This window comes from Parasedimentitalea maritima (assembly GCF_005771405.1).
In the GTDB taxonomy this organism is placed as follows: domain Bacteria; phylum Pseudomonadota; class Alphaproteobacteria; order Rhodobacterales; family Rhodobacteraceae; genus Parasedimentitalea; species Parasedimentitalea maritima.
In genome coordinates, this window is sequence record NZ_VAUA01000008.1 from 223,659 (window position 1) to 246,934 (window position 23,276).

General features: G+C 53.8%; 26 protein-coding genes. 15 read left to right on the forward strand and 11 right to left on the reverse strand.

Annotated features, from left to right (window positions below; translation table 11 throughout):
* Nucleotides 1-241 precede the first annotated feature (241 nt).
* Complete coding sequence (locus FEE96_RS16545) at nt 242-1,879, reverse strand: mechanosensitive ion channel family protein (RefSeq protein ID WP_246079485.1); 1,638 nt, start codon at nt 1,877-1,879, stop codon at nt 242-244.
* 193 nt (nt 1,880-2,072) lie between these two features.
* On the opposite strand from FEE96_RS16545, the gene yajC reads away from it, so the two are divergent.
* From yajC to FEE96_RS16590, 9 genes are all read left to right on the forward strand, one after another.
* On the forward strand, nt 2,073-2,357 hold the full coding sequence (yajC, locus tag FEE96_RS16550; RefSeq protein WP_138164232.1) for a preprotein translocase subunit YajC: 285 nt from the start codon (nt 2,073-2,075) through the stop codon (nt 2,355-2,357).
* Between the two features lie 33 nt (nt 2,358-2,390).
* Nucleotides 2,391-4,052: a protein translocase subunit SecD gene (gene secD / locus FEE96_RS16555; protein WP_138164233.1), complete on the forward strand. Its 1,662-nt coding sequence runs from the start codon at nt 2,391-2,393 to the stop codon at nt 4,050-4,052.
* 1 nt (nt 4,053) lies between these two features.
* Complete coding sequence (gene secF, locus FEE96_RS16560; RefSeq protein WP_138164234.1) at nt 4,054-5,022, forward strand: protein translocase subunit SecF; 969 nt, start codon at nt 4,054-4,056, stop codon at nt 5,020-5,022.
* A gap of 127 nt (nt 5,023-5,149) precedes the next feature.
* Nucleotides 5,150-5,506 (forward strand): Mth938-like domain-containing protein, encoded by a 357-nt coding sequence (locus FEE96_RS16565; protein WP_138164235.1) that lies wholly within the window; start codon nt 5,150-5,152, stop codon nt 5,504-5,506.
* A 67-nt stretch (nt 5,507-5,573) separates the two neighbouring features.
* On the forward strand, nt 5,574-6,188 hold the full coding sequence (ccmA, locus tag FEE96_RS16570; protein ID WP_138164236.1) for a heme ABC exporter ATP-binding protein CcmA: 615 nt from the start codon (nt 5,574-5,576) through the stop codon (nt 6,186-6,188).
* Nucleotides 6,185-6,841: a heme exporter protein CcmB gene (ccmB, locus tag FEE96_RS16575; RefSeq protein WP_138164237.1), complete on the forward strand. Its 657-nt coding sequence runs from the start codon at nt 6,185-6,187 to the stop codon at nt 6,839-6,841. The genes ccmA and ccmB overlap by 4 nt, the downstream gene beginning before the upstream one ends.
* A 47-nt stretch (nt 6,842-6,888) precedes the next feature.
* Nucleotides 6,889-7,641 (forward strand): heme ABC transporter permease, encoded by a 753-nt coding sequence (locus FEE96_RS16580; protein WP_138164238.1) that lies wholly within the window; start codon nt 6,889-6,891, stop codon nt 7,639-7,641.
* Entirely contained in the window at nt 7,638-7,796 is a 159-nt protein-coding gene (gene ccmD, locus FEE96_RS16585) for a heme exporter protein CcmD (RefSeq protein WP_171021739.1), read from the forward strand. The genes FEE96_RS16580 and ccmD overlap by 4 nt, the downstream gene beginning before the upstream one ends.
* The gene (locus FEE96_RS16590) at nt 7,789-8,328 is read left to right on the forward strand and encodes a DsbE family thiol:disulfide interchange protein (RefSeq protein ID WP_138164239.1); all 540 of its coding nucleotides are present in this window, start codon (nt 7,789-7,791) and stop codon (nt 8,326-8,328) included. Before ccmD ends, FEE96_RS16590 begins: the two co-directional genes overlap by 8 nt.
* A gap of 63 nt (nt 8,329-8,391) precedes the next feature.
* Here the strand turns inward: FEE96_RS16590 and FEE96_RS16595 are convergent, their stop codons facing one another.
* The 4 genes from FEE96_RS16595 to acnA all read right to left on the reverse strand — a co-directional run bounded on the left by FEE96_RS16595 (nt 8,392) and on the right by acnA (nt 12,503).
* Nucleotides 8,392-8,730 carry a DOPA 4,5-dioxygenase family protein gene (locus tag FEE96_RS16595; RefSeq protein WP_209120780.1) on the reverse strand — a complete coding sequence of 113 codons (339 nt, stop codon included), beginning with the start codon at nt 8,728-8,730 and terminating at the stop codon, nt 8,392-8,394.
* Between the two features lie 111 nt (nt 8,731-8,841).
* Entirely contained in the window at nt 8,842-9,126 is a 285-nt protein-coding gene (locus FEE96_RS16600) for a putative quinol monooxygenase (RefSeq protein WP_138164240.1), read from the reverse strand.
* Between the two features lie 267 nt (nt 9,127-9,393).
* Nucleotides 9,394-9,759: a DUF7684 family protein gene (locus FEE96_RS24135; RefSeq protein WP_425467328.1), complete on the reverse strand. Its 366-nt coding sequence runs from the start codon at nt 9,757-9,759 to the stop codon at nt 9,394-9,396.
* Between the two features lie 56 nt (nt 9,760-9,815).
* Complete coding sequence (gene acnA, locus FEE96_RS16605) at nt 9,816-12,503, reverse strand: aconitate hydratase AcnA (RefSeq protein ID WP_138164241.1); 2,688 nt, start codon at nt 12,501-12,503, stop codon at nt 9,816-9,818.
* 233 nt (nt 12,504-12,736) lie between these two features.
* Between acnA and FEE96_RS16610 the strand changes: the two genes are divergently transcribed.
* Nucleotides 12,737-13,438 carry a DUF1223 domain-containing protein gene (locus FEE96_RS16610; RefSeq protein ID WP_138164242.1) on the forward strand — a complete coding sequence of 234 codons (702 nt, stop codon included), beginning with the start codon at nt 12,737-12,739 and terminating at the stop codon, nt 13,436-13,438.
* Nucleotides 13,439-13,448: 10 nt separating this feature from the next.
* Here FEE96_RS16610 and FEE96_RS16615 read toward each other — a convergent pair whose 3' ends face one another.
* The 5 genes from FEE96_RS16615 to purB form a co-directional block, all read right to left on the reverse strand.
* Nucleotides 13,449-14,372, reverse strand: a complete 924-nt coding sequence (locus FEE96_RS16615) for a lysophospholipid acyltransferase family protein (protein WP_138164243.1) — start codon at nt 14,370-14,372, stop codon at nt 13,449-13,451.
* A 117-nt stretch (nt 14,373-14,489) separates the two neighbouring features.
* Nucleotides 14,490-15,599 (reverse strand): flagellar motor switch protein FliG, encoded by a 1,110-nt coding sequence (locus tag FEE96_RS16620; protein ID WP_138164244.1) that lies wholly within the window; start codon nt 15,597-15,599, stop codon nt 14,490-14,492.
* 76 nt (nt 15,600-15,675) lie between these two features.
* Nucleotides 15,676-16,206, reverse strand: a complete 531-nt coding sequence (locus FEE96_RS16625) for a tetratricopeptide repeat protein (protein WP_138164245.1) — start codon at nt 16,204-16,206, stop codon at nt 15,676-15,678.
* Nucleotides 16,207-16,317: 111 nt separating this feature from the next.
* Complete coding sequence (locus FEE96_RS23550; RefSeq protein ID WP_171021740.1) at nt 16,318-16,473, reverse strand: hypothetical protein; 156 nt, start codon at nt 16,471-16,473, stop codon at nt 16,318-16,320.
* A 247-nt stretch (nt 16,474-16,720) separates the two neighbouring features.
* Entirely contained in the window at nt 16,721-18,025 is a 1,305-nt protein-coding gene (gene purB / locus FEE96_RS16630; protein ID WP_138164246.1) for an adenylosuccinate lyase, read from the reverse strand.
* Nucleotides 18,026-18,305: 280 nt separating this feature from the next.
* On the opposite strand from purB, the gene FEE96_RS16635 reads away from it, so the two are divergent.
* Together FEE96_RS16635 and FEE96_RS16640 are read left to right on the forward strand one after the other, a co-directional pair.
* A complete protein-coding gene (locus FEE96_RS16635) occupies nt 18,306-18,872 on the forward strand; it encodes a hypothetical protein (RefSeq protein WP_138164247.1) in 567 nt (188 codons plus the stop codon).
* 11 nt (nt 18,873-18,883) lie between these two features.
* Nucleotides 18,884-19,192 carry a hypothetical protein gene (locus FEE96_RS16640; protein ID WP_138164248.1) on the forward strand — a complete coding sequence of 103 codons (309 nt, stop codon included), beginning with the start codon at nt 18,884-18,886 and terminating at the stop codon, nt 19,190-19,192.
* Nucleotides 19,193-19,262: 70 nt separating this feature from the next.
* Here FEE96_RS16640 and FEE96_RS16645 read toward each other — a convergent pair whose 3' ends face one another.
* On the reverse strand, nt 19,263-20,492 hold the full coding sequence (locus FEE96_RS16645; protein ID WP_138164249.1) for a bifunctional alpha/beta hydrolase/OsmC family protein: 1,230 nt from the start codon (nt 20,490-20,492) through the stop codon (nt 19,263-19,265).
* Between the two features lie 280 nt (nt 20,493-20,772).
* Here FEE96_RS16645 and FEE96_RS16650 point away from each other — a divergent pair, with 280 nt between their 5' ends.
* The 3 genes from FEE96_RS16650 to FEE96_RS16660 all read left to right on the forward strand — a co-directional run bounded on the left by FEE96_RS16650 (nt 20,773) and on the right by FEE96_RS16660 (nt 23,276).
* Entirely contained in the window at nt 20,773-21,630 is an 858-nt protein-coding gene (locus FEE96_RS16650) for a hypothetical protein (protein WP_138164250.1), read from the forward strand.
* Nucleotides 21,621-22,619, forward strand: a complete 999-nt coding sequence (locus FEE96_RS16655; protein ID WP_138164251.1) for a Hint domain-containing protein — start codon at nt 21,621-21,623, stop codon at nt 22,617-22,619. The genes FEE96_RS16650 and FEE96_RS16655 overlap by 10 nt, the downstream gene beginning before the upstream one ends.
* Nucleotides 22,620-22,715: 96 nt before the next feature.
* On the forward strand, nt 22,716-23,276 hold the full coding sequence (locus FEE96_RS16660) for an NUDIX hydrolase (protein WP_138164252.1): 561 nt from the start codon (nt 22,716-22,718) through the stop codon (nt 23,274-23,276).

The following is a 23,276-nucleotide window of genomic DNA, read 5'->3' on the forward strand; positions in this document are numbered from 1 at the left end:
ATATGCCGTAGCGGAGAGCAAAGGGGAAGGGGAGGTGAAGGGTTCACGCTGCGGGTGAGGAGATTTGGCACAGTCAGGGTTAAACTGTGCTGTGCTGAGCTGGGCGTGCGGTGAGCGTTACATGTTGCCCCCGTTCGGCCCGGCTGTAAGCCGGGCAGCGTCTTGGGCTCCGCCCGTCCAGGAAATGATCCCCCGGATCATTTCCTGGACGGATCTCACTCCTCCTGGGAGGGAGCAGTCCTTAGTTTCCTCCAGCCAGTTCCCCATCCCACTCATTCTCGGCGATCTTCGGTACTTCGGTGTCGGCGATGTAACTCGGCGTCATAATCTGCACTTTGTTTTCGTTGAACACCGCCACGATGTGTTTGTGCAGGTCCGATTTGATGCGCGGGATAGAGGTGCCTCGGGTGGTGTAGGCGTTGATCTGGTAGTTGATCGCGTAGTCCGCCAACCCGGCCCAGAGCACAAAGGGGGCAGGGCGGGTTTTCAGGTCTTTGGTGCGGCGGGCGGCCTCGATCAGCATGGCCTCTATCTTGGCGGGGGTTTCCTCATACCCGATGCCGACGGTGGTGTGCAGCAGCAAGCCGTTGCCGTCGATTTTCTTGGAGTAGTTGACCACCTCGGAGTTCAAGAGCTGCGCGTTGGGAATAGAGATCAGTTCGTTCTTGATCGATTTCAAGTGGGTTTCCATCAGTTTGATCTGCACCACGTCGCCGGTATGCTCGCCGATCTTGATGCGGTCGCCGATGCTGGTGGAGCGGCGATAGATAACGAACAGACCTGACAGAATGTTGCTGACGACGGAATTGGCACCCAAGGACAACATGGCACCAACCAGCAGTGTCAGGCCCTGAAATGCCGCTGAGTCAGAACCGGGCATGTAGGGAAAGGCAAACACGATCGCTATCAAAATCAGCAGCACGCGCACAATGTTGAAGGTGGGGTTGACCCAATGACGCTCAAAATCACCAATCACAAAGGTGCCTGCCTCCACGGCATCAAAGAACACCCGCAGGCCTTTGATGATGTAGGAGGTGATAAAAGCAATGATGGCCAATGTGATCAGATTGGGGATGTATAAGAAAAATCCGATCAGGATGTTCAGGACCGGTTTGGTAACATAGGTCAGCAAAATTTGCGCGACATATCGGGTTTCGGCAAACGACAGAAGGATCAGGGACAGGTAGTAGTAGATGCCGAGAAACAAGATGGAGAACAGTACAAAATTCACGCCGAAACGGATCAGGGCGGCGATGGCGTCCGCCTGAACATGGGAATTTGTTGCGCTTTCGACGGAGGCGAAATGCCGGTGTACCAAGGTGTTGATCAGGATTTTGAGGCGCCGCCGAAGCCAGAAAATCAGGGATGTGAGTCCAATGAATGCAAGCGTCCACGCTGCTACCACAACAATGGAATGCAAACGGGCCTCTTTGGTTCTTGCTGTACGATATGCAAGAATAGCCTGACGAATAGCATCGCCCTGGAGCTTGGTGAGCACCGCAGGCTCCAATTGCTCCAATTCTGCATCGGCATGGGTCACGATAGTGATCATTTCACCGTCAGCCAAGATCTCTTCGCCGAGTTCGACGGAACTGAAGGTGATGTCAACATTGTCAGACGTGTTGGATACTGCGACTGCAACGATGCGGCTTGCCACCATATCTGCCCGTTCGTTTCCCGGCAGAGCGGTAGATCCTCGTACAAGGAACAATTCAGATCCGTCAACAATAACCGGAGCACGGAAAACACCATCGTCCGCTGATGCGGCCACTTCGGCTGCTTGGTTCTCTGGTGCTGTGGATTGCGCCCGCGCCGTGGCAGGGAAAAGCAGCGCGATGCACAATCCCAAACAGGACAGACCGCGTATAATATGTGACATCATTAACAAAATTCCTTTGATGACGACTATATTCGACTTAAAGCATCTGGCTAGTCTGTGCAGAACTTCGGGGGTGTTTTTTTTACAGCAGCTTGAAGGTCTGCCTCGCCTTGCAAAGCTGGTATTCAGCGCATAGGTTCGCCAGCGAATTTTACGCTGAACACCAGCGTGATCCAGACAAAAGGAATATCCCATGGACGCAGGCGCACTTGGCCAGTTTCTGCCACTCATTCTGATCTTTGGTATCATGTATATGTTGCTGATCCGGCCGCAGCAGAAGAAGATGAAAGAGCACAAGGCGATGATCGAAGCGCTGCGCCGTGGGGATCAGGTGATCACTCAGGGCGGTCTGATCGGCAAGGTTGCCAAGGTCAAGGAAGACGGCGAAATCGAAGTTGAAATCGCTGACGGTGTCAAAGTTCGTGTGGTCAAAGCGACCATTGCTCAGGTTTTGAATAAGACCGAGCCAGCAGCTTAATCGCTTCGCGTAAATAACTATAAAGGCAGGGCAATGCTGCAAATTGATCTCTGGAAGAGGGTGCTGATTTGGCTGGTCTGTGTGACCGGCCTGCTGCTTGCCCTGCCAAATGCGTTTTACACGCGTGTCGAACAGGCCAACGATGCGGCCATCGAAATAATCGCCAAGGGTGAAACACCCGAGCGGTTGGAAATTGTCGATCAGTGGCCATCCTGGATGCCATCGTCATTGGTGAACCTTGGGCTGGATCTGCGCGGTGGTGCGCATCTGTTGGCCGAAGTGAAGGTCGCGGATGTTTATGCTGCTCGCATGGACGCGATGTGGCCGGAAGTGCGTGAAGCGTTGCGCCCGGAACGGGCCACCGTGGGTACATTCCGCCGCCAACCGGGCCCGGAAGACCAGATTCGTCTGAAAATTTCTAAACCCGAAGGCATGAGCCGGGCATTGGAACTGGTGCGTGGTCTTGCTACCCCAGTCACCAGTCTGACCGGTGCCGGTGCCATGGACATCGAAGCGTCAGCAGATGGTGATATTCTGACGATCCAACTGTCTGATGCAGAAAAGCTGGCCTCGGATGATCGTACGGTTCGCCAGTCGCTGGAAATCGTGCGTCGTCGGATTGACGAGGTTGGCACACGTGAGCCAACTATTCAGCGCCAAGGTGCGGATCGTATTTTGATCCAGGTGCCGGGGATCGGCTCTGCGTCTGAGTTGAAAAAGATCATCGGTACAACAGCGCAGCTAACGTTCAGTCCTGTCGTAGGCCGAGGATCAGATGCGGATGCCAACCCCGGTGTGGGCAACAAGGTTGTTCCGTCGCTGGATGAGCCAGGCGTCTATTTCACAATCGAATCCGCGCCTGTTGTCACTGGTGAAGATCTAGTGGATGCGCAGCCAGCGTTTGACCAGAACGGTCGCCCGGCTGTGAACTTCCGTTTTAACACATCTGGTGCACGTCGTTTTGGTGACTACACAGCCGAAAACATCGGATCTCCGTTTGCTATCGTTCTGGATGATGAGGTGGTTTCGGCCCCTGTGATCCAATCGCATATTCCAGGTGGTTCTGGCATCATCACTGGTAACTTTACCATCGAGGAAAGTACCAATCTGGCTGTTCTGTTGCGTGCAGGTGCATTGCCTGCCGGTTTGGAGTTTCTGGAAGAACGGACCATTGGTCCAGAGCTAGGGCAGGACAGCATCGATGCGGGTAAGATCGCAACCATCGTTGCCTTTGTCGCGGTACTGGTCTTCATGATGCTGAGCTATGGGTTGTTTGGTGTCTTTGCCAACGTCGCGCTGATCCTGAACATTGCGCTGATCTTTGGCATGTTGAGCCTTATCGGTGGTACACTGACGCTGCCGGGTATTGCTGGTATCGTGTTGACCGTTGGTATGGCGGTGGATGCTAACGTGCTGGTGTTTGAACGGATCCGCGAAGAGCTGAAGGCGGGCCGTGGCCCGGCGCGCTCAATCGAGGAAGGCTACGCCAAGGCGCTGAGTGCTATTCTGGATGCCAACGTGACCACATTCATCACTGCTGTGATCCTGTTCGCCATGGGCTCGGGCCCGGTACGTGGCTTCGCCATTACTCTGGGGTTGGGCATCATGACTTCGGTGTTCACTGCGATCTTTGTGACCCGTGTGATGATTGTCATGTGGTTTGAACGCCGCCGTCCAAAAACGATCGAGGTGTAAGATGAGACTTAAACTAGTTCCCGCAGAAACCTCGTTTGATTTCTTTGGAAAATGGAAGCTGTGGCTGGGGATCTCAGCCCTGATGATGGTGGTTGGCTTTGCCTCGTTCATGTATCAGGGGCTGAACTTTGGTATCGATTTCCGGGGTGGCACAACCATCCGGACTGAAAGTACCCAAGCCGTGGATGTTGGTGCTTATCGCGGTGCCATCGATACGCTTGAACTGGGCGACGTCTCGATCACCGAGGTGTTTGACCCAACGTTCGAAGAAGATCAGTACGTTGCGATGATCCGTATTCAAGCGCAGGCAGATGGCGAGTCCATTTCCGGTGAAGTGATCGAAACCATCAACGCCACACTGGATGCGGTTGCGCCAGGCATCAAATTTGTCTCGGTCGAATCCGTAGGTCCAAAGGTCTCGGGAGAGCTGGTGCAGACCGCTGTTCTGGCTGTGGTGCTCGCTATTGCTGCTGTTCTGATCTACATCTGGCTGCGGTTTGAATGGCAGTTTGCCCTTGGTGCGGTTGCTGCACTGGTACACGATGTGGTGCTGACAATTGGTGTATTCTCGGAGCTGCAGATCAAGTTTGACCTGGCGATTATCGCGGCGTTGCTGACAATTGTTGGCTACTCACTGAACGATACCGTGGTTGTGTTTGACCGGGTGCGTGAAAACCTGCGCAAGTACAAAAAGAAGACACTGGCCGAGGTGCTGAATCTGTCGATCAACGAAACGCTGAGCCGGACGGTGATGACCTCGGTCACCACCTTGCTGGCGCTGATCTCGCTCTATGTGCTGGGCGGTGATGTGATCCGTGGCTTTGTCTTTGCGATGATCTGGGGTGTGATTGTTGGGACTTATTCGTCAATCTTCGTGGCTTCGACGATCCTGTTGTACCTGGGTGTCAAACGCGATTGGTCCAAGCCATCGAACACCACTGGCAACCAGTTTGCTAATATTGACGCCTAAGACGCCAATTCAATGAAAATAGAAAAGCCGCAGGTTATCGCCTGCGGCTTTTTGCTGTGTAGGGATCTGGGCCAAGCGCAAGTGCTGTGCTATTCACCCTCAAGATATGCGAAACAAGGATGATCCCATGCGTCTCAACGAAGTTGCCTATACCGATGCAACCCCGATAGACAGTTACGGGCCTGGGTTCTTCCGGGTTGGTGGAGAGCTGGTGCAGGGCGGTCTGTTGACGGGGCCCAAGGGCACCAGTGTTTGGACAGGCTATGAGGACAGTGCTGTATTGCTGGATTTGGCGGGTGACATTGATGTGCTGTTTGTCGGTACCGGAGTCGATATTGCGCATATTCCCATGCAGTTGCGGGCCGATTTGGAAGAGGCGGGGATTGGCGTTGAGGTGATGAATTCTCCCGCAGCCTGTCGCACTTACAATGTACTGCTATCCGAGGGGCGCCGTATTGCACTGGCTGCCTTGCCCGTGAATTGATCTGCCGCAAAGACACTTGTTCAGAATATGCCTTTAGTCTGCGCAAGCAACGAGATAAGCGGGTTTTATGAGCCTTAGAATTACTGATCTGTGCATCGCTCGCGGTGGTATCCCGGTGTTGGAAGGGCTGAGTTTCGAGCTGGCCGCTGGTCAGGCGTTGATCCTGCGCGGGCCTAACGGAATAGGTAAAACAACATTGTTGCGCACCGTCGCTGGGCTGCAACCGCCGATATCCGGCATAGTTGAAGGTGGAGAAGATCTGATCGCTTATGCGGGCCATTCGGATGGCATCAAACCAACTCTGACTGTGACTGAGAACCTGAGTTTTTGGGCCAATGTCTTTGGGGCTGGTAGCATCGCAACCGCTTTGAAGGCATTTGATCTAGAAACCCTACAAGACCGACCGGCAGGCGCGCTTTCCGCCGGTCAGAAGCGACGGTTGGGACTTTCACGACTGCTGGTCACTGGACGGCCCATATGGATCCTTGATGAGCCAACTGTCAGTTTGGATGTGAAATCGGTGGCGATGTTTGCCGATGCTGTGCGCGCCCATCTGGGGCAGGGAGGATCAGCCCTGATTGCCACCCATATTGATCTTGGTCTCGACAGCGAGGTTCTGGAAGTTGGGCCCTATAAGGCCAAGCCACCCGCGATTGAAGATTTTGACGGAGGTTTCCTGTGATAGCTCTGTTGATGCGGGATCTGCGCCTTGCCTTGCGTGCCGGCGGCGGCTTTGGTCTGGGGCTCGCCTTTTTTCTGATTGTGACAGTGATGGTGCCACTTTCGGTAGGGCCGCAACCCGCCTTGCTGGCGTCAATTGCACCGGGTGTACTTTGGCTTGGCGCGCTCTTGGCCTGTCTGCTGTCGCTGGACCGTTTGCTGGCACTGGACTGGGAGGATGGCTCGCTTGATTTGCTCGCCACCGCGCCGCTGCCGCTGGAAAGCGTGGTCAGTGTTAAGGCGCTGGCCCATTGGATCACAACTGGTTTGCCGCTGGTACTGGCTGCGCCGGTCTTGGGCGTGTTACTGAACCTGCCGGTGAGTGGGTTCAAATGGGTGGTGATCTCGCTGTTGTTGGGCACGCCAGCCCTGTCGGTAATTGGTACTTTTGGCGCTGCGCTGACCGTCGGACTAAAACGCGGGGGGCTGTTGATGTCGTTGCTGGTGATGCCGCTGTATTTGCCAACGCTGATCTTCGGTGCCGAGGTGGCGCGACGTGGCGCTGTTGGCATGGAGATCCAGACCCCCTTATTGATGCTGGCAGGAATATCGGCGGCATCCATCGCGCTGCTGCCTTTTGCCAGCGCCGCCGTGTTGCGTATAAATCTGCGCTAGAGAATTCGTGATTTGAGAAACCCACAAGGAACAGCTAGGGACCCAATATGTCGATCTGGGAATACGCCAATCCAAAAAAGTTCATCACCACCACCGAACGGGTGCTGCCAGTCCTATGGGCTGCTGCAGCCATTAGTATCGGCGTCGGTCTGGTCTGGGGCTTCTTTTTCACCGGTGATGATTACCGTCAGGGATCAACCGTAAAAATCATCTACCTGCATGTGCCGTCGGCCATGCTGGCGATCAATATTTGGGTGATGATGTTAGCGACCTCCTTGGTTTGGTTGGTGCGTCGTCACCATGTCAGCGCCTTAGCAGCCCGTGCCGCAGCGCCAATTGGGATGATCATGACTCTGATTGCCCTTGCGACGGGGGCCATCTGGGGGCAGCCGATGTGGGGCACGTGGTGGGTTTGGGACCCGCGACTGACCTCGTTTTTAATCCTGTTTCTATTCTACCTTGGCTACATCGCTTTGTGGGAAGCAATAGAAGACCCTGATACCGCTGCAGACCTAACCTCGTTCCTGTGTCTGGTGGGTAGCGTGTTCGCGTTGTTGAGCCGCTATGCTGTGAACTTCTGGAACCAAGGGTTGCACCAGGGCGCATCCATCATGCGCGCCGAAGCGGTGATTGGTACGGATACAGAAGAAAAGGTCAGCAACATCTTTTTCTATCCTTTGATGCTTTGCATTGTTGGGTTCGTGCTGCTGTTTGTAGCACTGGTTTTTTATCGCACAGGGACCGAAATTCGCGCTCGACGGATCAAGGCACTGATGGCTCGGGAAAGGGTTGAAGCATGATGCCGGATCTGGGGAAATACGCTGAAACAGTACTGTCTGCCTATGTGGCGTCGATCGCGCTACTGGTGTTGTTGGTTGTGATCAGCGTGGTACGTGGCCGCCGTGTGCGTGCCGAAATGGATAAAGTGGAAAAGCGGGTAATGGGCAATGGCTAAAATCTCTCCGATGATGGCTGTGCCAGTTGTGGTGTTTGCCGGATTTATTGGCTTGGCGGTGGTTGGTATGTTCCGCGAAGATCCTGAAAGCCTGCCGTCTGCGCGTATTGGCCAGTTGGCACCACCGGTGGTGCTGACAGAGTTCGTCGGCAAGACCGTGTTTGACGATGCCACACTGCGCGACGGTAAGGTCAAAATCGTCAACTATTGGGCCAGCTGGTGTGCCCCGTGCCGGATTGAACATCCGAACCTGCAAGCGCTGCAAGACGAAGGCATCGACATCTACGGGATCAACTACAAAGATCAGCAAGGTAATGCGGCATCGTTTCTGAATGAGCTGGGAGATCCCTACACAGCTATTGGCCGCGACGAGAAAGGCCGTATGGCGCTGGATTGGGGTGTCTACGGTGTCCCGGAAACCTATGTGATCGATGGCAATGGTAAGATCTTGCTACGCCATGCGGGGCCGCTAACCGAACGGGTGATAGAGAAAACACTGCGCCCGGCGCTGGCAGAAGCTCGCGGTCAGTAAGCCCCAGACACATTTGACCTAGTTACACCCGCCTTTGAGCGGGTGTTTTTATCTGGTTTGTCTCTAACCGAAAATGGACAAATCCAGATCCAGGCCCGTTCCAAGCCAGATCCCATGATCGCGGTGGTCCGCCAGATGGTCGCCGGTTTCAGGATGCGCAAACACAATCAACTCGTCACGGTTGAGCGCCAGCCAGGGTAAGACATTGGCAAACTGGTCCGGGCTGCAGCCCAATTGGCAGGACCACATGGGATGTGGTCCAACATTGCGCTGGTGAACCCGCCCCATTTGAACTCCAAACAGGTCGCTTGCAGATTGGCAAAGTTGGTGAGCCTTCTCGACGCTGTCAGCATCAAAATAGACATGGGCGTGATAGCCCGAGATTTTTGCGATTTGTTTCATGAAGTGACTATGCACAGGTTTAAAGGCGCAGCAATTATTCGCGATTGAACAAAGGCTGTGCAGTTATGTGGGTTTGAAGGTCTTGTAGAAGATGCATGCTCTTGGTGCGCTTTACGGTATGGAAAACGTGCTGAAGCTTTGCTCACGGCGCATTGTTTTGCTCCGGGCATCCAAATCACCCCGGCCTGCACGCCAGTCTAGATAGTCATCCAAATGCTGCTGGCTTTCCCAAATGTGGAAAATCGCAATTTCCTGACGTTCTGCGCTGACGCCGACATGGGCTTGAATACAACCGGGAAAGGCTCGCGTGCCAGGCAATAGCTCCAATACCGACGTAACATGTGCATCAAATGTTTCTTCGTCCGGATAGACGATTGCCACAGCGGCTTCTCTCATTATGCGACCTTGTTGTATTACACTTCATAGCGATTAAACTTGTATCAAAAATACACCTTAATCAAGTGCGCGTTACTTTATGGCGAGGGACGAACCGCTTGGTTATTCTGGTTGAAGCATAGCACGGTATACCGCTTCAAAATGGAGATTTGGCATTCAGCAACGAGAGCTTGCTGTCTAATGGGGCAGTGCAAATTCCGGTTGGAATGTTTCAAGGATCTAAAAGTCGACCAATGTACCCAAGTGGGAGGGCCGTGTTCTGGGCATTTAGTACAAGCAACCCTTCGCAGGGGGGGGCTTGTCTGAATGGACTGGTTCCAGAAACTCCAATGTGTCTTCAATCGGCTCGTGATCGTGCCACGTAGTTAGCACAAACCGATTAGGATCCATACCTCCTTCATGTTGTTCTAGAATTAGGGCCCAATCAATTGCGTCATCCCATTTGGTTGTGTGGGGCCCCCAAGCCGAGACGGTTGTGGCAGTCGAATGCACAATCCATTTAGCGACTTCGCACTGCCAATCGGGATCCACATCGCCCCGGCACAAAAGCAGTACGTAATGTGGAACCTGAATTGGATAGACGGGTGGCAGAACGCCCTCTGAAATTGAAATTTCTTTGAGAATTCTGAACATAAAAAAACATGCACCCCAACGGGATGCATGTTCAATAGCGAAGTGCTGGTTAGGCCTTACGACTTGGCTAGGTTCCGCAGCACGTAGTGTAGCACGCCACCGTGTTCGATGTACTCAATCTCAGGTGCTGTATCGATGCGGCACTTCAGAGTGATTTCTTTCACCGTACCGTCCGCCATAGTGATCGAGCATGGAACTTCCTGCAGTGGCTTGATGGTATCCAGGCCAGTGATCGAAACGGTTTCTTCTCCGGTCAGGCCCAGCGACTTGCGGCTGTCACCACCCGTAAATTCGAACGGGATAACGCCCATGCCAACGAGGTTGGAACGGTGAATACGCTCAAAGCTTTCAGTGATCACAGCTTTGACGCCCAGCAGGGCCGTGCCTTTGGCCGCCCAGTCACGGGATGACCCAGCGCCGTACTGCTCGCCACCAAAGATCACCAGCGGTGTGCCTGCCTCCTGATAGGCCATAGCTGCATCATAGATCGCTGCCTGTTTGCCGTCGGGTCCATTGGTATAACCACCTTCAACACCGTCCAGCATCTCGTTCTTGATACGGATGTTGGCGAAAGTGCCGCGCATCATGATCTCGTGGTTGCCGCGACGCGATCCATACGAGTTGAACTCACGGGGTTGAACCTGGCGCTCTAGCAGATATCCGCCAGCAGGTGTCGTGGTTGCGAAGCCACCGGCAGGTGAGATGTGGTCGGTGGTGACCATATCGCCCAGAACCGCAAGGACTTTGGCACCTTCGATATTGCTGATGGTGCCCGGCTCTGTGCTCATACCCTGGAAGTAGGGTGGGTTCTGAATGTAGGTCGAGGCAGCAGGCCAATCATAGGTCTCGGCATCTGTAGTCTCTACGCCGCGCCACTTGTCGTCTCCTTTGAAAACATCGGCGTATTTTTCAAGGAAAGCTTCGCGGGTGACGGTCTGTTCGACCAGTTCTGCAACTTCCTGTGTGGTTGGCCAGATGTCTTTCAGGTAGACCTCGTTGCCGTCTTTGTCCTGAGCGATCACATCGGTGTCGATGTTGATGTCCATGGTGCCCGCCAATGCATAGGCGACAACTAGTGGCGGTGACGCCAGATAGTTGGCGCGCACATCGGGACTGATCCGGCCCTCAAAATTGCGGTTGCCCGACAGAACAGCCGTTGCAACCAGATCACCCTCAGTGATGGCCTCAGACAGTTCGGCCTGGATCGGGCCAGAGTTACCGATACAGGTGGTGCAGCCATAGCCCACGAGGTTGAATCCAACAGAGTCCAGATCTTTTTGCAGATCTGCCGCTTCCAGATAGGCGGATACAACTTGCGAACCCGGTGCCAGCGAGGTTTTCACCCATGGCTTGCGGTCCAGACCCAGTGCAGCGGCTTTGCGGGCCACCAGACCAGCGCCGATCATGACATATGGGTTCGATGTGTTGGTGCACGATGTAATCGAGGCAATCACAACCTTGCCGCTGTCCATGGTGTAGTCTTCGCCTTTGACAGCGACTTCTTTGCCCATGGGACGCTTGAAGGTCTCTTCCATTTCGCGGCGGAAGGCAGTCTTGGCGTTGCTCAGGGCAACATAGTCCTGTGGGCGCTTGGGACCGGAGATCGCTGGAACAATTGTGCCCATGTCCAGTGACATGGTGTCGGTATAGATCGGCGCATAGTCTGCGCCGCGCCAGAACCCGTTTGCCTTGGCATAGGCTTCGACCAGGGCCACGCGATCTTCGTCGCGACCGGTGTTGCGCAGGTACCGCAGAGTCTCGTTATCGATTGGGAAGAAACCACAGGTGGCGCCATACTCAGGAGCCATGTTGGCAATGGTGGCACGGTCCGCCAGCGGCAGACGGTCCAGACCTTCACCGTAGAATTCTACAAATTTGCCAACCACGCCTTTTTCGCGCAGCAATTCGACGACCTTCAGCACCAGATCGGTGCCGGTGGTGCCTTCGACCATGGCTCCGGTCAGCTCAAAGCCAACAACTTCGGGGATCAGCATCGAGATCGGCTGCCCTAGCATTGCGGCTTCGGCTTCGATACCGCCAACGCCCCAGCCCAGAACGGCCATACCGTTGACCATGGTGGTGTGGCTGTCGGTACCAACCAGAGTGTCCGGATAGGCAACTTCATTGCCATTTTGATCAGTGTCAGACCAGACGGTCTTGGCCAGATATTCGACGTTTACCTGGTGACAGATGCCGGTTCCCGGAGGCACAACGCGGAAGTTGTTAAATGCACCCTGGCCCCATTTCAGGAATTGGTAGCGCTCCATGTTGCGTTCGTATTCGCGGTCGACGTTCATCTGGAACGCGCGCGGGTTGCCAAATTCGTCGATCATCACCGAGTGGTCGATAACCAGATCGACGGGAGCCAATGGGTTGATTTTCTGCGGGTCACCACCCAATGCTTTGATGCCGTCACGCATGGCGGCCAGGTCAACGACGGCTGGAACGCCAGTAAAATCCTGCATCAGCACGCGGGCAGGGCGGTAGGCGATTTCACGGGGGTTCTTGCCACCATTGGCGCCCCATTCCGCAAAGGCCTTGATATCATCAACCGAAACCGAGAAGCCGTCGTCTTCGAAACGCAGCATGTTCTCCAGCACCACTTTCAAGGCTGCAGGCAAGTTTGAAAAATCACCCAGACCGGCCTCGGTGGCGGCGGGGATTGAATAATAAGAAATGCTCTTGCCGTTAACGCTTAGTTCTTTGCGTGTCTTGGCGGTGTCCTGTCCGACAGTGATAGGCATGGTTGGCCTCCCTTTGGGATGTGGAAAGAGGGAATTCGCTGAGAGTTGTTTGCAACATGAGGGCCTCGCGTTCAAGGTTGAAACGCCACAGGACGACACTTGTATGCCGTTGTATACAAATTTTTGGAACTACCCAGTCACTTACTGCTCACCTAGCTCTCAAGAATGATTGATTGGCATTGCTGCGACTGGGGATATAGACCAGATTCGCAGAGTAAGAAGAAAGATCACTAATGCGCGTTTGGAAAACCATTGTTGCCGCAGTCTGTATTGGGCTGCCGGTACCGGCCATAGCTCAATCAGGGCCGGTGGTGGTTGAACTGTTTACTTCGCAGGGCTGTTCATCCTGTCCACCTGCAGATCGTTTGTTGCACCGGTTGACCGAACGAGAGGACGTGTTGCCTCTGGCGTTGCACGTGGATTATTGGGACTACATTGGCTGGGCCGATCAATTTGCCAGACCTGTTCATACCCAACGACAAAAGGGGTATGCGCATGCGGGGGGACGTAAGATGATCTACACCCCTCAAATGGTCATCATGGGACAGGACGATGTGGTTGGTGCCGATGCGATGGAACTTGCTGAAGTTATTGCCAAACATCAGCAAGTAGCACCATTAGTACGGCTTGATGTTAAGCGGGCTGAAGGTGTTCTTCAACTGAGAGTGCAGCCACTTGCGACCTTGCCTGCAGAGCAACTAACGGTTCAACTGGTCCGCTTCGATCCTGTAAAGACGATTGAAATCACACGAGGCGAACTGTCTGGTAGCCGATTTGATTATGCCAATGTCGTTGAGGATTGGCAGCAGGTTACCTCCTGGAACGGACAGGAGGAGTTGAGTGTATCAGTGCCATTCATCGGCACGCAACCCGCAGCGGTTTTGGTTCAACGCGGGGCCTATGGCGCTATTTTGGCAGCCGCACGCGTGGAGTAGAGATAGGGCGTCAGTCAGAAACATCTTCTTTGGGGCGTTCTTGAGGCTCAAAGGGTTTCCAACGTCGGTGAATCCAAAACCATTGCCCCATATTCTGACGGATAAGGGCTTCCAGATCGGTGCAAACCGCCTGTGTCATCGTTACAGCATCAGTATGCGGTATCTCTTCATGCACGGTAATTTCAAAATCCAGACCATTTTCCTGCCGTGTGGCATAGATTGGGATCATGGCTGCTTTGTATTTCAGCGCGAGTTCGGCTGGTACAATTGAGGTCACAGCGGGTTTGCCGAAAAAATCAATGTTCTTTCCGCCATGGGAATGCAGGTCGGCGACGATTGCAATAATACCGCCAGCTTTCAGGTGGCGTACCATTTCCATCATTCCACGACGCCCCTGTTCAAACATTGGCTTGCCAATTCGTTCAATGGAACGCACGTAGTGTTCATTAAAATAGGGGTTGGCCATGCGGCGGTAAAGCGCCCCCATTTTGTGGCCACGGCCAATCAGGTTCGAACGCGCAGCGTCATAATTTCCAAAATGACCGGTAACCAATATCACTGGACGACCTTCCGCGCGCGCGGCGTCCAGTGTCTTTAGACCGGGTCCGGATATAGTGGCAGCATACGCGCGCTCCAAAAAGGGCTTACCAGCATATAGTTCGATCAAAGTGCGGCCGGCATTGTTGCTTACTTCACGGCATAAACGGGTAATCTCGGTATCAGAGAGCTCGGGGCAGGTTAATTTTAGGTTGGCCCGTACGCGTTTATCAAACCCAACCAAGGGCGCCAGTGTACTGACCAACCAGCCCATGCCCGGTACACGCCACCGATAAGGCACGAAGCCAATTCCGCCAATCACTGTGCGTAAAAATAGATTGCTGGCGCGGTACTTGGCGCGTGATAGCCGCGACAGTTTGCTTGGGTCAATTGGCATAGAAGGAGACGGGCCTGCAGTGTTGCGACAAGTTTAGCAATCTGGATCATAATCTGCACCACTTGCTGGTACAAGCTACCCGTCCATTTAATAGATCAGCTAGGCTGCAATATGCAATTATGCAGCTTCGTCCTCTTCTTCTTCCACAACGCGTAGTTCCATTTCGCCAGATTGAACCAGCTCGCGCATTACGTTGACCACTGAGGCCATAGCGGCTTCACCCACCGAATCCTTGACCTTGCCCTTTTCGACAATCTCGTCGCGGATGTTGTTGGCCATGCGGCTCGACATATTGGCAAGAATGAACTCGGCGCTTTCTTTTTCGTCTTCGCCGATAGCAAAGGCGTAGGCAAAGGCCGTGACAAGATCAGGCTGTGGAACCAAACGCACGATCCGTGGCACGTCGATCATGCTGACCCGCTTGTAAATAAGCGCAAAGGTAAAGATGGACTTGCGAACATCCGAGGCGAATTCTTGATCTTCTTCATCCAGAGCCGTCAGCACTTCTTCTCGTTTGGCAGCAAGCGATTGGGTTAGGATGGCTCCAATACGTTCGCCAGGCGTTTCGTCAAATGCGATTTCCGGGCGTGCTTCTATTTGGGCCGCCAGTGACAATCCAATGCGATCAACTGTATCCGGCGTTACTGCGCCGGTCTGTCGAACAGCAAATGTGATCCGTCTCGCAACGGGACCAGGCAAGTGAACCAGCATTTCTGCCGCCTTGGCTGTGTCCAGCTTCGACAACATGACAGCAGCAACCTCGGTGCTTTCGGCTTCAGCAAGCTCAGCCAGATCTTCGGCTGGTAGGGCGCGCAAGCGCTCCCATGGGTTGCCAAATTGCCGAACTCCGGCCTCTTTACGAAGGCGGCGTTCTGTCTGGCGGCTGATTTTGCCTTCCATAGCGGTCAACGCACCCGCCAAGCCATTGGGGAAAGACAGGCCGACGTTATCCAGCATTTCGGCAAATTCATTGGCCACTGAATGGAGCGTGTCACGATCGACCAGACCCATTTTGCCCATTTGCTGGGTCAAAGAGGCCTGCATTTCGTCTGACAACTCCTCAATTGGAATGTCCGCGCCTTCGTTTAGCAAAAGCCGAACCACAATGGCGGCTTTTGCTTTGCTGTTCAGGTTGCTCATTGAAGGTGCTGGTGCCATGGCGTCAAAGCCACCCATGGTGTCCAGTGCTGATGTCGGCGGTAACGCCAAGGCCAAATCGTTCTGCATTCTTGCGCCCCTACCATAAAGATTCTTCTTCGGTTCCTAAGCAGGTTACGCCAAGAGCCGTAAAGAAAATCTGAAGTCAGTAGCTGAAACTTTGGCCCGTTTCCAAAGCACGGCGCAGTGAGACTTCCGGCCAGGCGCCGGTTCCACCTCGGGCGCGAATTTCTTTCCATTGCTCCAGTGCCTGGGCATATTGCCCATCGTCAACAAAACCCTGACCCATGTAAGAGCGTGCTAGAAAATTGTTGGGATTCTGTGCAATAGCCTGCTGATAAAAGGCATTGGCGAGTTCAATGTTACCCAGCTTGCGATGGGTAAACCCCCAATAGGTCAATACCCTGTCGTCCGTCTGATCAGCCATCGCCAACAGTACACCCTGTGCGTCTGAATAGCGCCCGGCGTAGGCCAGCTCCCGTACAGCGCCGTACAGGCCTTCGGTTTCCAAGGATGATTGTTTGGGCCGGACACAGCGTTTCTTTTTCTCATCCCAAACCTTCACACCATTGCAGGTCGTAGTGGTGGGGGTTGGTTTGGGGGCACCGCGATCATCGCCACCTGCAGCGAGGGAGAGACCGGGAAAACAAATCAGACAAATAAGAAGCGCGCGCATGTATAAAGTCCAGTTGCAAAAAATTGGATTAGAACAGAAGGCTATTCGTATTTGCCAAAATTGCGAAATCACAAATACCGGACCAACACGTCACATCTTGTTGAACTGGGGCTAGCCAGACACCTGTTTCGTGCATTTCTGCATGTCGCTATCCCAAACCGTCCCAGCTGAACATGTCTTGGTTTGCTGACTGTGTTGTGAACAGGCCAGCGCGCTGCCGACGGGCAGGGATAGAGCAAGAGCGATGGTGACAATTTTTAAACGCATGACAGGCCTCCAAAACGGCAACCTCTCAATTATAGTCGCAAAGTTGAAGATCTTCAAAACTGGATTCTGGGGCAGCAAGAATAGGCTGGAACTGGCCGAGATTGAAACGTTTTCTGGTGAAACCGCTCGGAGCAATACGGATCTCAAGACTGAAGAACAAAATGCCAATCCATGCCGATCAAAGCGAAAGCGTTCGTTGAGAGCGGATTTGAGGTTGTAAAAGGCCCGGTTGCCCGGGCCTATATTACTAGTCTTTGAAGACACGAGAAAAAATCGTATCAACGTGTTTTGTATGATAGCCCATATCGAACTTTTCGTTGACACCGTCTTCACCCAACGCTGCGACCACGTCGGCATCCGCCAGCAGCAGTTCACGGAAGTCTAGACGCTCTTCCCAGACTTTCAGCGCGTTGCGCTGCACCATGGAATAGGCGTCTTCGCGCGACACTCCGGCCTGCGTCAGCGCCAGAAGCACCCGCTGGCTCATCACCAGACCGGGAAACTTGTTCATGTTGTCCAGCATGTTCTGGGGGTAGACCAGCATCTTGTCGATCACGCCGGTCAGACGCGCCAAAGCAAAGTCCAGGGTGACACAGGCGTCAGGGCCAATCGCGCGTTCGACTGAAGAGTGCGAGATGTCACGCTCGTGCCACAGGGCGACGTTTTCCAGTGCAGGCACCACTGCGGAACGTACCAAACGCGCCAGACCGGTGAGGTTTTCAGTCAGAACCGGGTTCTTTTTGTGTGGCATCGCTGACGAGCCTTTTTGACCCATCGAAAAGAATTCCGCGCCTTCCAGCACTTCGGTGCGCTGCATGTGGCGGATCTCTGTCGCGACATTTTCGATCGAAGAGGAAATCACGCCAAGGGTGGCAAAGAACATGGCGTGGCGGTCGCGTGGGATCACCTGGGTCGAGATCGGCTCGGGGCTCAGGCCCAGTTGCTCGCAAACATGTTCTTCAATCGCTGGGTCGATATTGGCGAATGTGCCAACTGCGCCTGAGATTGCGCCGGTTGCGACTTCTTCACGTGCCAGTTTTAGGCGCGCCAGGTTGCGGTCCATTTCGGCATAGAACCGGGCAAAGGTTAGACCCATGGTTGTGGGCTCGGCGTGGATGCCGTGGCTGCGGCCAACGCGAACGGTGTCTTTGTGCTCGATTGCGCGACGTTTCAGGGCTGCAAGAAGGCCATCCAAGTCTTTGATCAAAATGTCGGCTGAACGTACCAGCTGCACGTTGAAACAGGTGTCCAGCACGTCTGAGGAAGTCATGCCCTGGTGAACGAAACGGGCTTCGTCGCTGCCGACATGTTCAGCAAGGTGGGTCAGGAATGCGATGACATCATGTTTGGTGACGGCTTCGATCTCGTCGATGCGTGCAACGTCAAACTCAACGTCCTTGGCTTTCCAAACAGCATCAGCATTTTCGCGTGGGATGACACCGATATTGGCCATGGCTTCGCAGGCATGTGCCTCGATCTCGTACCAAATGCGGAATTTGCTTTCCGGAGACCAGATGGCAACCATGTCGGGGCGGGAGTAGCGAGGGATCATAGGCCAGGACCTTTATAATAGGACGGGATGCGCGCCTCTTAGATCAGGTGGGGCAAAACAACAAGGTAGACAGGCGCCTGATGGGACATATTGCCCAGTACAAAGACCCTGCGGTGCGCAAGATGCACAAACTTCAGGCATTTCGTTCGCAGCCGGGCAGGACTAATTGTGCGCGGATGTGACAATTGCGCCTTTCCATAAAGGCAGATCTATCTTTAACTACATTGTATTTTCCACGGATGTATCGAACCGTGACCTCAAAATTTTAGGAGATGCAGGTATGCTAAGACGACTCCGCAAAACATTGGCAGTCGGAGCGATGTTTACAACTCTGTCCTTGCTGCCTTCGCTGACCTTGGCGGAAATGCCCGTCACCTATATGGATGGGGACCGTGCATTGTTCCGGTTTTCAGTGCCCGACTTCTGGACAGCGCGGGCAGGGGGCGAACGAAACCTGACCCCGCCTGGCGCAGATGAATCCCGTTTGATCAACCGTGTAATTGGACTGAAACCCGTTGCTGATACCGGGGTGTGGCTAGGATTTATTTCTCCGCATGGCGTTTCCAATTATGAGTCTGCGTTAGAGTACCTGCGCGGAGTGGGGCCGTTTCTAGTTCAGGACGCCGAGGTCGAAGAGCGCAAGCGGATTACCGTAGATGGCTTGCCAGCTGCGCGAATTGCTGGATCTGGTCGGCGAGACGGACGGGCTGTTGGTTTTACAGCGGTAGTGGTCGTTTTGCCTAGCAATCGCGTAGCTATTTCGGTGGTGGTGATGGAGGCCGGGGTCAATCCGGATCTGGTGTCTGATGTGAACGCTGTCTTTGCGTCGTTCCGGGCCATTCGGTGAAGGGAAACATGATGATCAATTTGCCCTCCAGAAAAATTCTGCTTGCTGCGGTCTTAGGTCTTGGCACGCTGAGCCTGTCGGCCTGTGATCCTAACGCGACCTATAGCGGTGGTGTGTATTATGACGGCTTGCTGTGGAATGATTACTACAACGGTTACCCACGTCCTCCCAAACCGCCGAAACCACCCAGACCAGAGCATCCGATTGAGCGTCCGCCGCGACCAGAACACCCGATTGCGCGTCCGCCAGTCGCACGTCCGCCGGTGGCGCGACCTCCAATCCACCGCCCGCCGGTTGCCCGGCCAATGCCACGCCGCTAAGCGTTGTGAAGGGCTCCTGCCTGCAGCGCTGCGCATGCAAGCGGGAGCGGAACGCTCAGAAGAGTTGAAATCAGCTTTGCGTGGCAGTGTCCTGCAACAGTGTAACCACTCTTGCGCCATGTTCCAGAGTGCGGTGAACAGGGCATTTGTCAGCGATCTCCATCAGGCGGTGTCGTTGGTCTGTGCTGAGATCTCCTTGCAGGTAGATCTTCCGCGTGAACTGGTCGATGCGGGACGGGTTGCCGGTGGTCGCATCCTGAGCATGTACCTTGTCGTGGCTGATCTCAACATCGATGCCAAGCAAAGGCCAGCCCTTGCGACGGGCATACATGCGAAGGGTCATTGACGTACACGCGCCCAGTCCTGCTGACACAAACCCGTAAGGCGACATTCCCAGATTGCTGCCACCATAGGCCAAGGGTTCATCGGCATAGGCGTGATGATCCGGACCAGATTGTATGTCCTGAAGGTAGCCGTCCGGACTGGATTCAGTAACGCGGAGAACGCCCTCGGGCGCGCCGGGTGGCGGTGCAGGGGGGGCGAGGTCGATGTACCGGCCAGCCCAGGCTGCGATGACACTTGCAGCATATTCCGCATCCTGGGCGCGGCTGATCAGGTGGTCGGCATCATCCAGAGTGACAAAGCTTTTGGGATGTTTGGCTGTAGTGAAGATCTGTGCGGCATTTTCAATTCCGACAATTGCATCTTGTGGCGCGTGTAGAACCAATAGTGCAGCATGCAGTTCAGAAATTGCCGGCAGCAAAGTTTCCGCCTGGATGTCCTCTACAAACTCTCTGGAGATGGTGAAGGGCCGGCCCCCCAGATTGACCTGCGCTGAACCGTGGGCTGCGATCTCAGGCAAGGCGTCTTCAAAATTATGCGCGACATGTCCTAGGTCAAACGGGGCGCAGAGAGTGACGACCCCTTTGACAGACGGAATTCCAGCCCTTGCACGCAGGACAGCAGCACCACCTAAGGAATGGCCAATCAGTAAATCAGGGACCATGTCACGGCTTGCCAGATACCGGGCCGCAGCGTTCAGGTCCGCGACGTTAGAGGAAAACGACGTATTCGAAAACTCACCTTCGGAATGGCCCAATCCAGTAAAATCAAAGCGAAGAACTGCAATTCCCATCGACGCAAGCCTTGCTGCAATGCGCCGCGCAGCCGGGATGTCCTTGGAACAGGTGAAACAATGGGCAAAAAGAGCAGTGGCCAAAACTGGTCCACTAGGAAGATCCAGCCGTGCGGCCAGTGGGGTGCCAGCGTGGCCGGGAAATGTGATGTGCTCTGCGGGCATAACGGAAGCCTTTGATTGTTGCTGATGCAAGAGTGAGCACGCAATGATGGCAGGACAAGATCTATGGAACATTGCTCACGCGATGGTGAAGCCTTCGAGGGGAAACAGGCTGCGCAGCTTGTTTTGGAACAGGGCTTCTAAAATTTTCAGAAAATTGCCAACATAAATTTGATCAGTTTTTACACAAAATATACCTGATGAAATTGAAGGTGATGTGGGCGGATCGTGTTTCCGGGCGTGCCAGAGTTTGTTTATGTTAACTAGTTGATGGAATCTAAATATGTTGGACGACAATCCTGATGCGACAGGTACACTCTACAGCGCAGACTGGAAGGACCGTTTGCGACACCAGCTGGGGTTTTGTTTTCCACAAATCGCCGAAACTTTAACCGGACTGACAAACGATCGGAACGTCAAATTTGAGATGGTCAAGGCCAGCTCACGTTCACTGTGTCTGAAATTGAACGTTGACGGGAAGCTCGGGTTTTTGAAACTGTTTGACGGGCCTGATGGATCAGCTGCATTTTTCCGGGAGAAAATGTCTCTTCATAGCATGTTGGACAGCGGTTTGGTTCCTGGCCTTCTGGCATACTCGGACGAATTGAAATTTATTCTTACAGAGTGGGTGGAAACGAGGTCGCTACTGGACGCAGAACCAAGCCACACTGCTTTTCGGATTGGCGCATGGTTGGCTGCGTTTGATGCTGCTGCCCCCGCTGAATTGGCAAGCGGCAACTGGTTTGGCTATCTTTCAAAGTTTAAAACCGGCGTGGCCCTTTCACAGATCGTTGAAGCAAAATCAGTTTTGTCTGGAATACCGCTCTGTGGGCGGGTCCTGTCGCGCAATGACCCAGCACTACACAACTATCTGCAAACGCAGAGTGGGGCTCTGCTTGGCTGTGATTTTGAACAGTCGAGGATGCGTCCACGCGGCTGGGATTATGTCACAGGCTTTGGCGCGTTGATTGAACGGTTCCCAGCAAAGAGCAATGAGGTTTTGGAGGCCTATTCTGCGGGGTTCGCCCGCTCTCACCGCGGTGCCCTGATTGTCGATGAGCTGAATTCAATGGCGCGCATTTTGTTTTGCGCACGAGCAGTAGCTAGTCGGTCAGAGCGGGAGGCTCAACCATGGCAATAGAGGTTCTGACCGTCACGCTGGGAGTGGATGTCACTGGCGATAAGATCGAGGGTACTGATCTGATCTCGGGTGATAAGGATGACAATCAGGTTGTCACTATTGAAGATGGTGGTGACCTTTCTGGAAACTATGTCTATGAACGTTGGGGCAAAGGAACTCCAACTGAGGCCGGTGCAGGACCGGGAGGCGATGATGAGTTTCACATCGACCTGTCCGGATTCGATGACGACTTTTCAATGACAGTCAAAAGTATGGATCCGGGAGATTGTTTCGTGTTCACCGGCTTTGACAGCTACTCAACCGTCGGCAATGTCTGGACATTTGACTATACAGGATCTGATGGTCAGTTGCATTCGGTGTCAATTGATGTCGAGTCTGCAAACGGAACTGGCGTGGCAAGTGTAGTGGTCTGTTTTGTGCGTGGTAGTCGGATTCTTACCGCGGGTGGAGAACTGGCTGTTGAGCTATTGGAGCGTGGTGACCAGGTATTTTGCGGAGATGGCAAATGCCGTCCTATACAATGGATTGGAAGTGCTGCAGTGGACGGCCGCGAATTGCGTACTCACCCAGAACTTTGCCCAATCCGGTTTGCGCCTAACAGTCTTGCACCAGGTTCTCCGGTTGGAGAATTAATGTTGTCGCCTCAGCATCGGGTTTTGTTGAAAAACTGGCGCACCGAGATGTTGTTTGGCGAGCCTGAGGTACTGGTCACAGCTTCATCTTTAACAAATGATGACACCATTCGACCTGTGCTCACTGGTGACGTTGAGTATTTCCATATTCTGCTAGAGGGTCACCACACAGTCTGGGCCAATGGGGTAGAGTGTGAAACCTTGATGCCATCCGAAATGGCCCAAACAGCCTTGTCCTGCGCAGCGCGAGGCGAAATCTGTCAGTTGTTTCCCGAAATTGTGAAGGATCTGTCCAGTTTTGGTAGTCTCTGCCATCCGGTATTAAAGCCCTATGAGACACAAGCATTACTAGAATAGCACTCTGTCTCAGAGTACGGGGCTTTGGAACCCTCTATGGATAATACAGATACGGCACACTAACTTGTTTCTGTGTAATTGGCAGGATTGCGGTTTATGAACGGGCAAGAGATTTCTGGGATTGGTCGCTATGTCCCCAGCGATAAACGCGACCGGGAGATGTGGCAGAGGTTACATAATTTTTGTGCCAATGAACCGCGAGCGTTCGAACGTGACGCGACAACCGGGCATGTCACCGGATCGGCGTTTGTTCTGTCAAAGGATTTCAAATCAGTCTTGTTGACGCACCATGCAAAACTAGATCGCTGGTTGCAGCTGGGTGGCCATTGCGATGGGGTTGCCGACGTCCCGTTTGTGGCGCTGAAAGAAGCTTACGAAGAAAGTGGCTTAACCCGCATAGGCGCATTTTCACGATCTGTGTTTGATGTCGATATTCATCAGATCCCCGAAACGGCTAGGGACTGCGCACACCTTCATTACGATGTCCGGTATTTGTTCCGGGCTGAAGCAGGCGAAGCCAAGGCCAGCATTGAATCTCATGCATTGGCCTGGGTGCCGGTTGATCGGTTAGAGGACGTGACTGATGCGCCGAGTGTGTTGGTCCTGCGTGAAAAGCTTGATTTGTTCCTGAGCAGTGCTGCTGACGCTCTTTTGTAG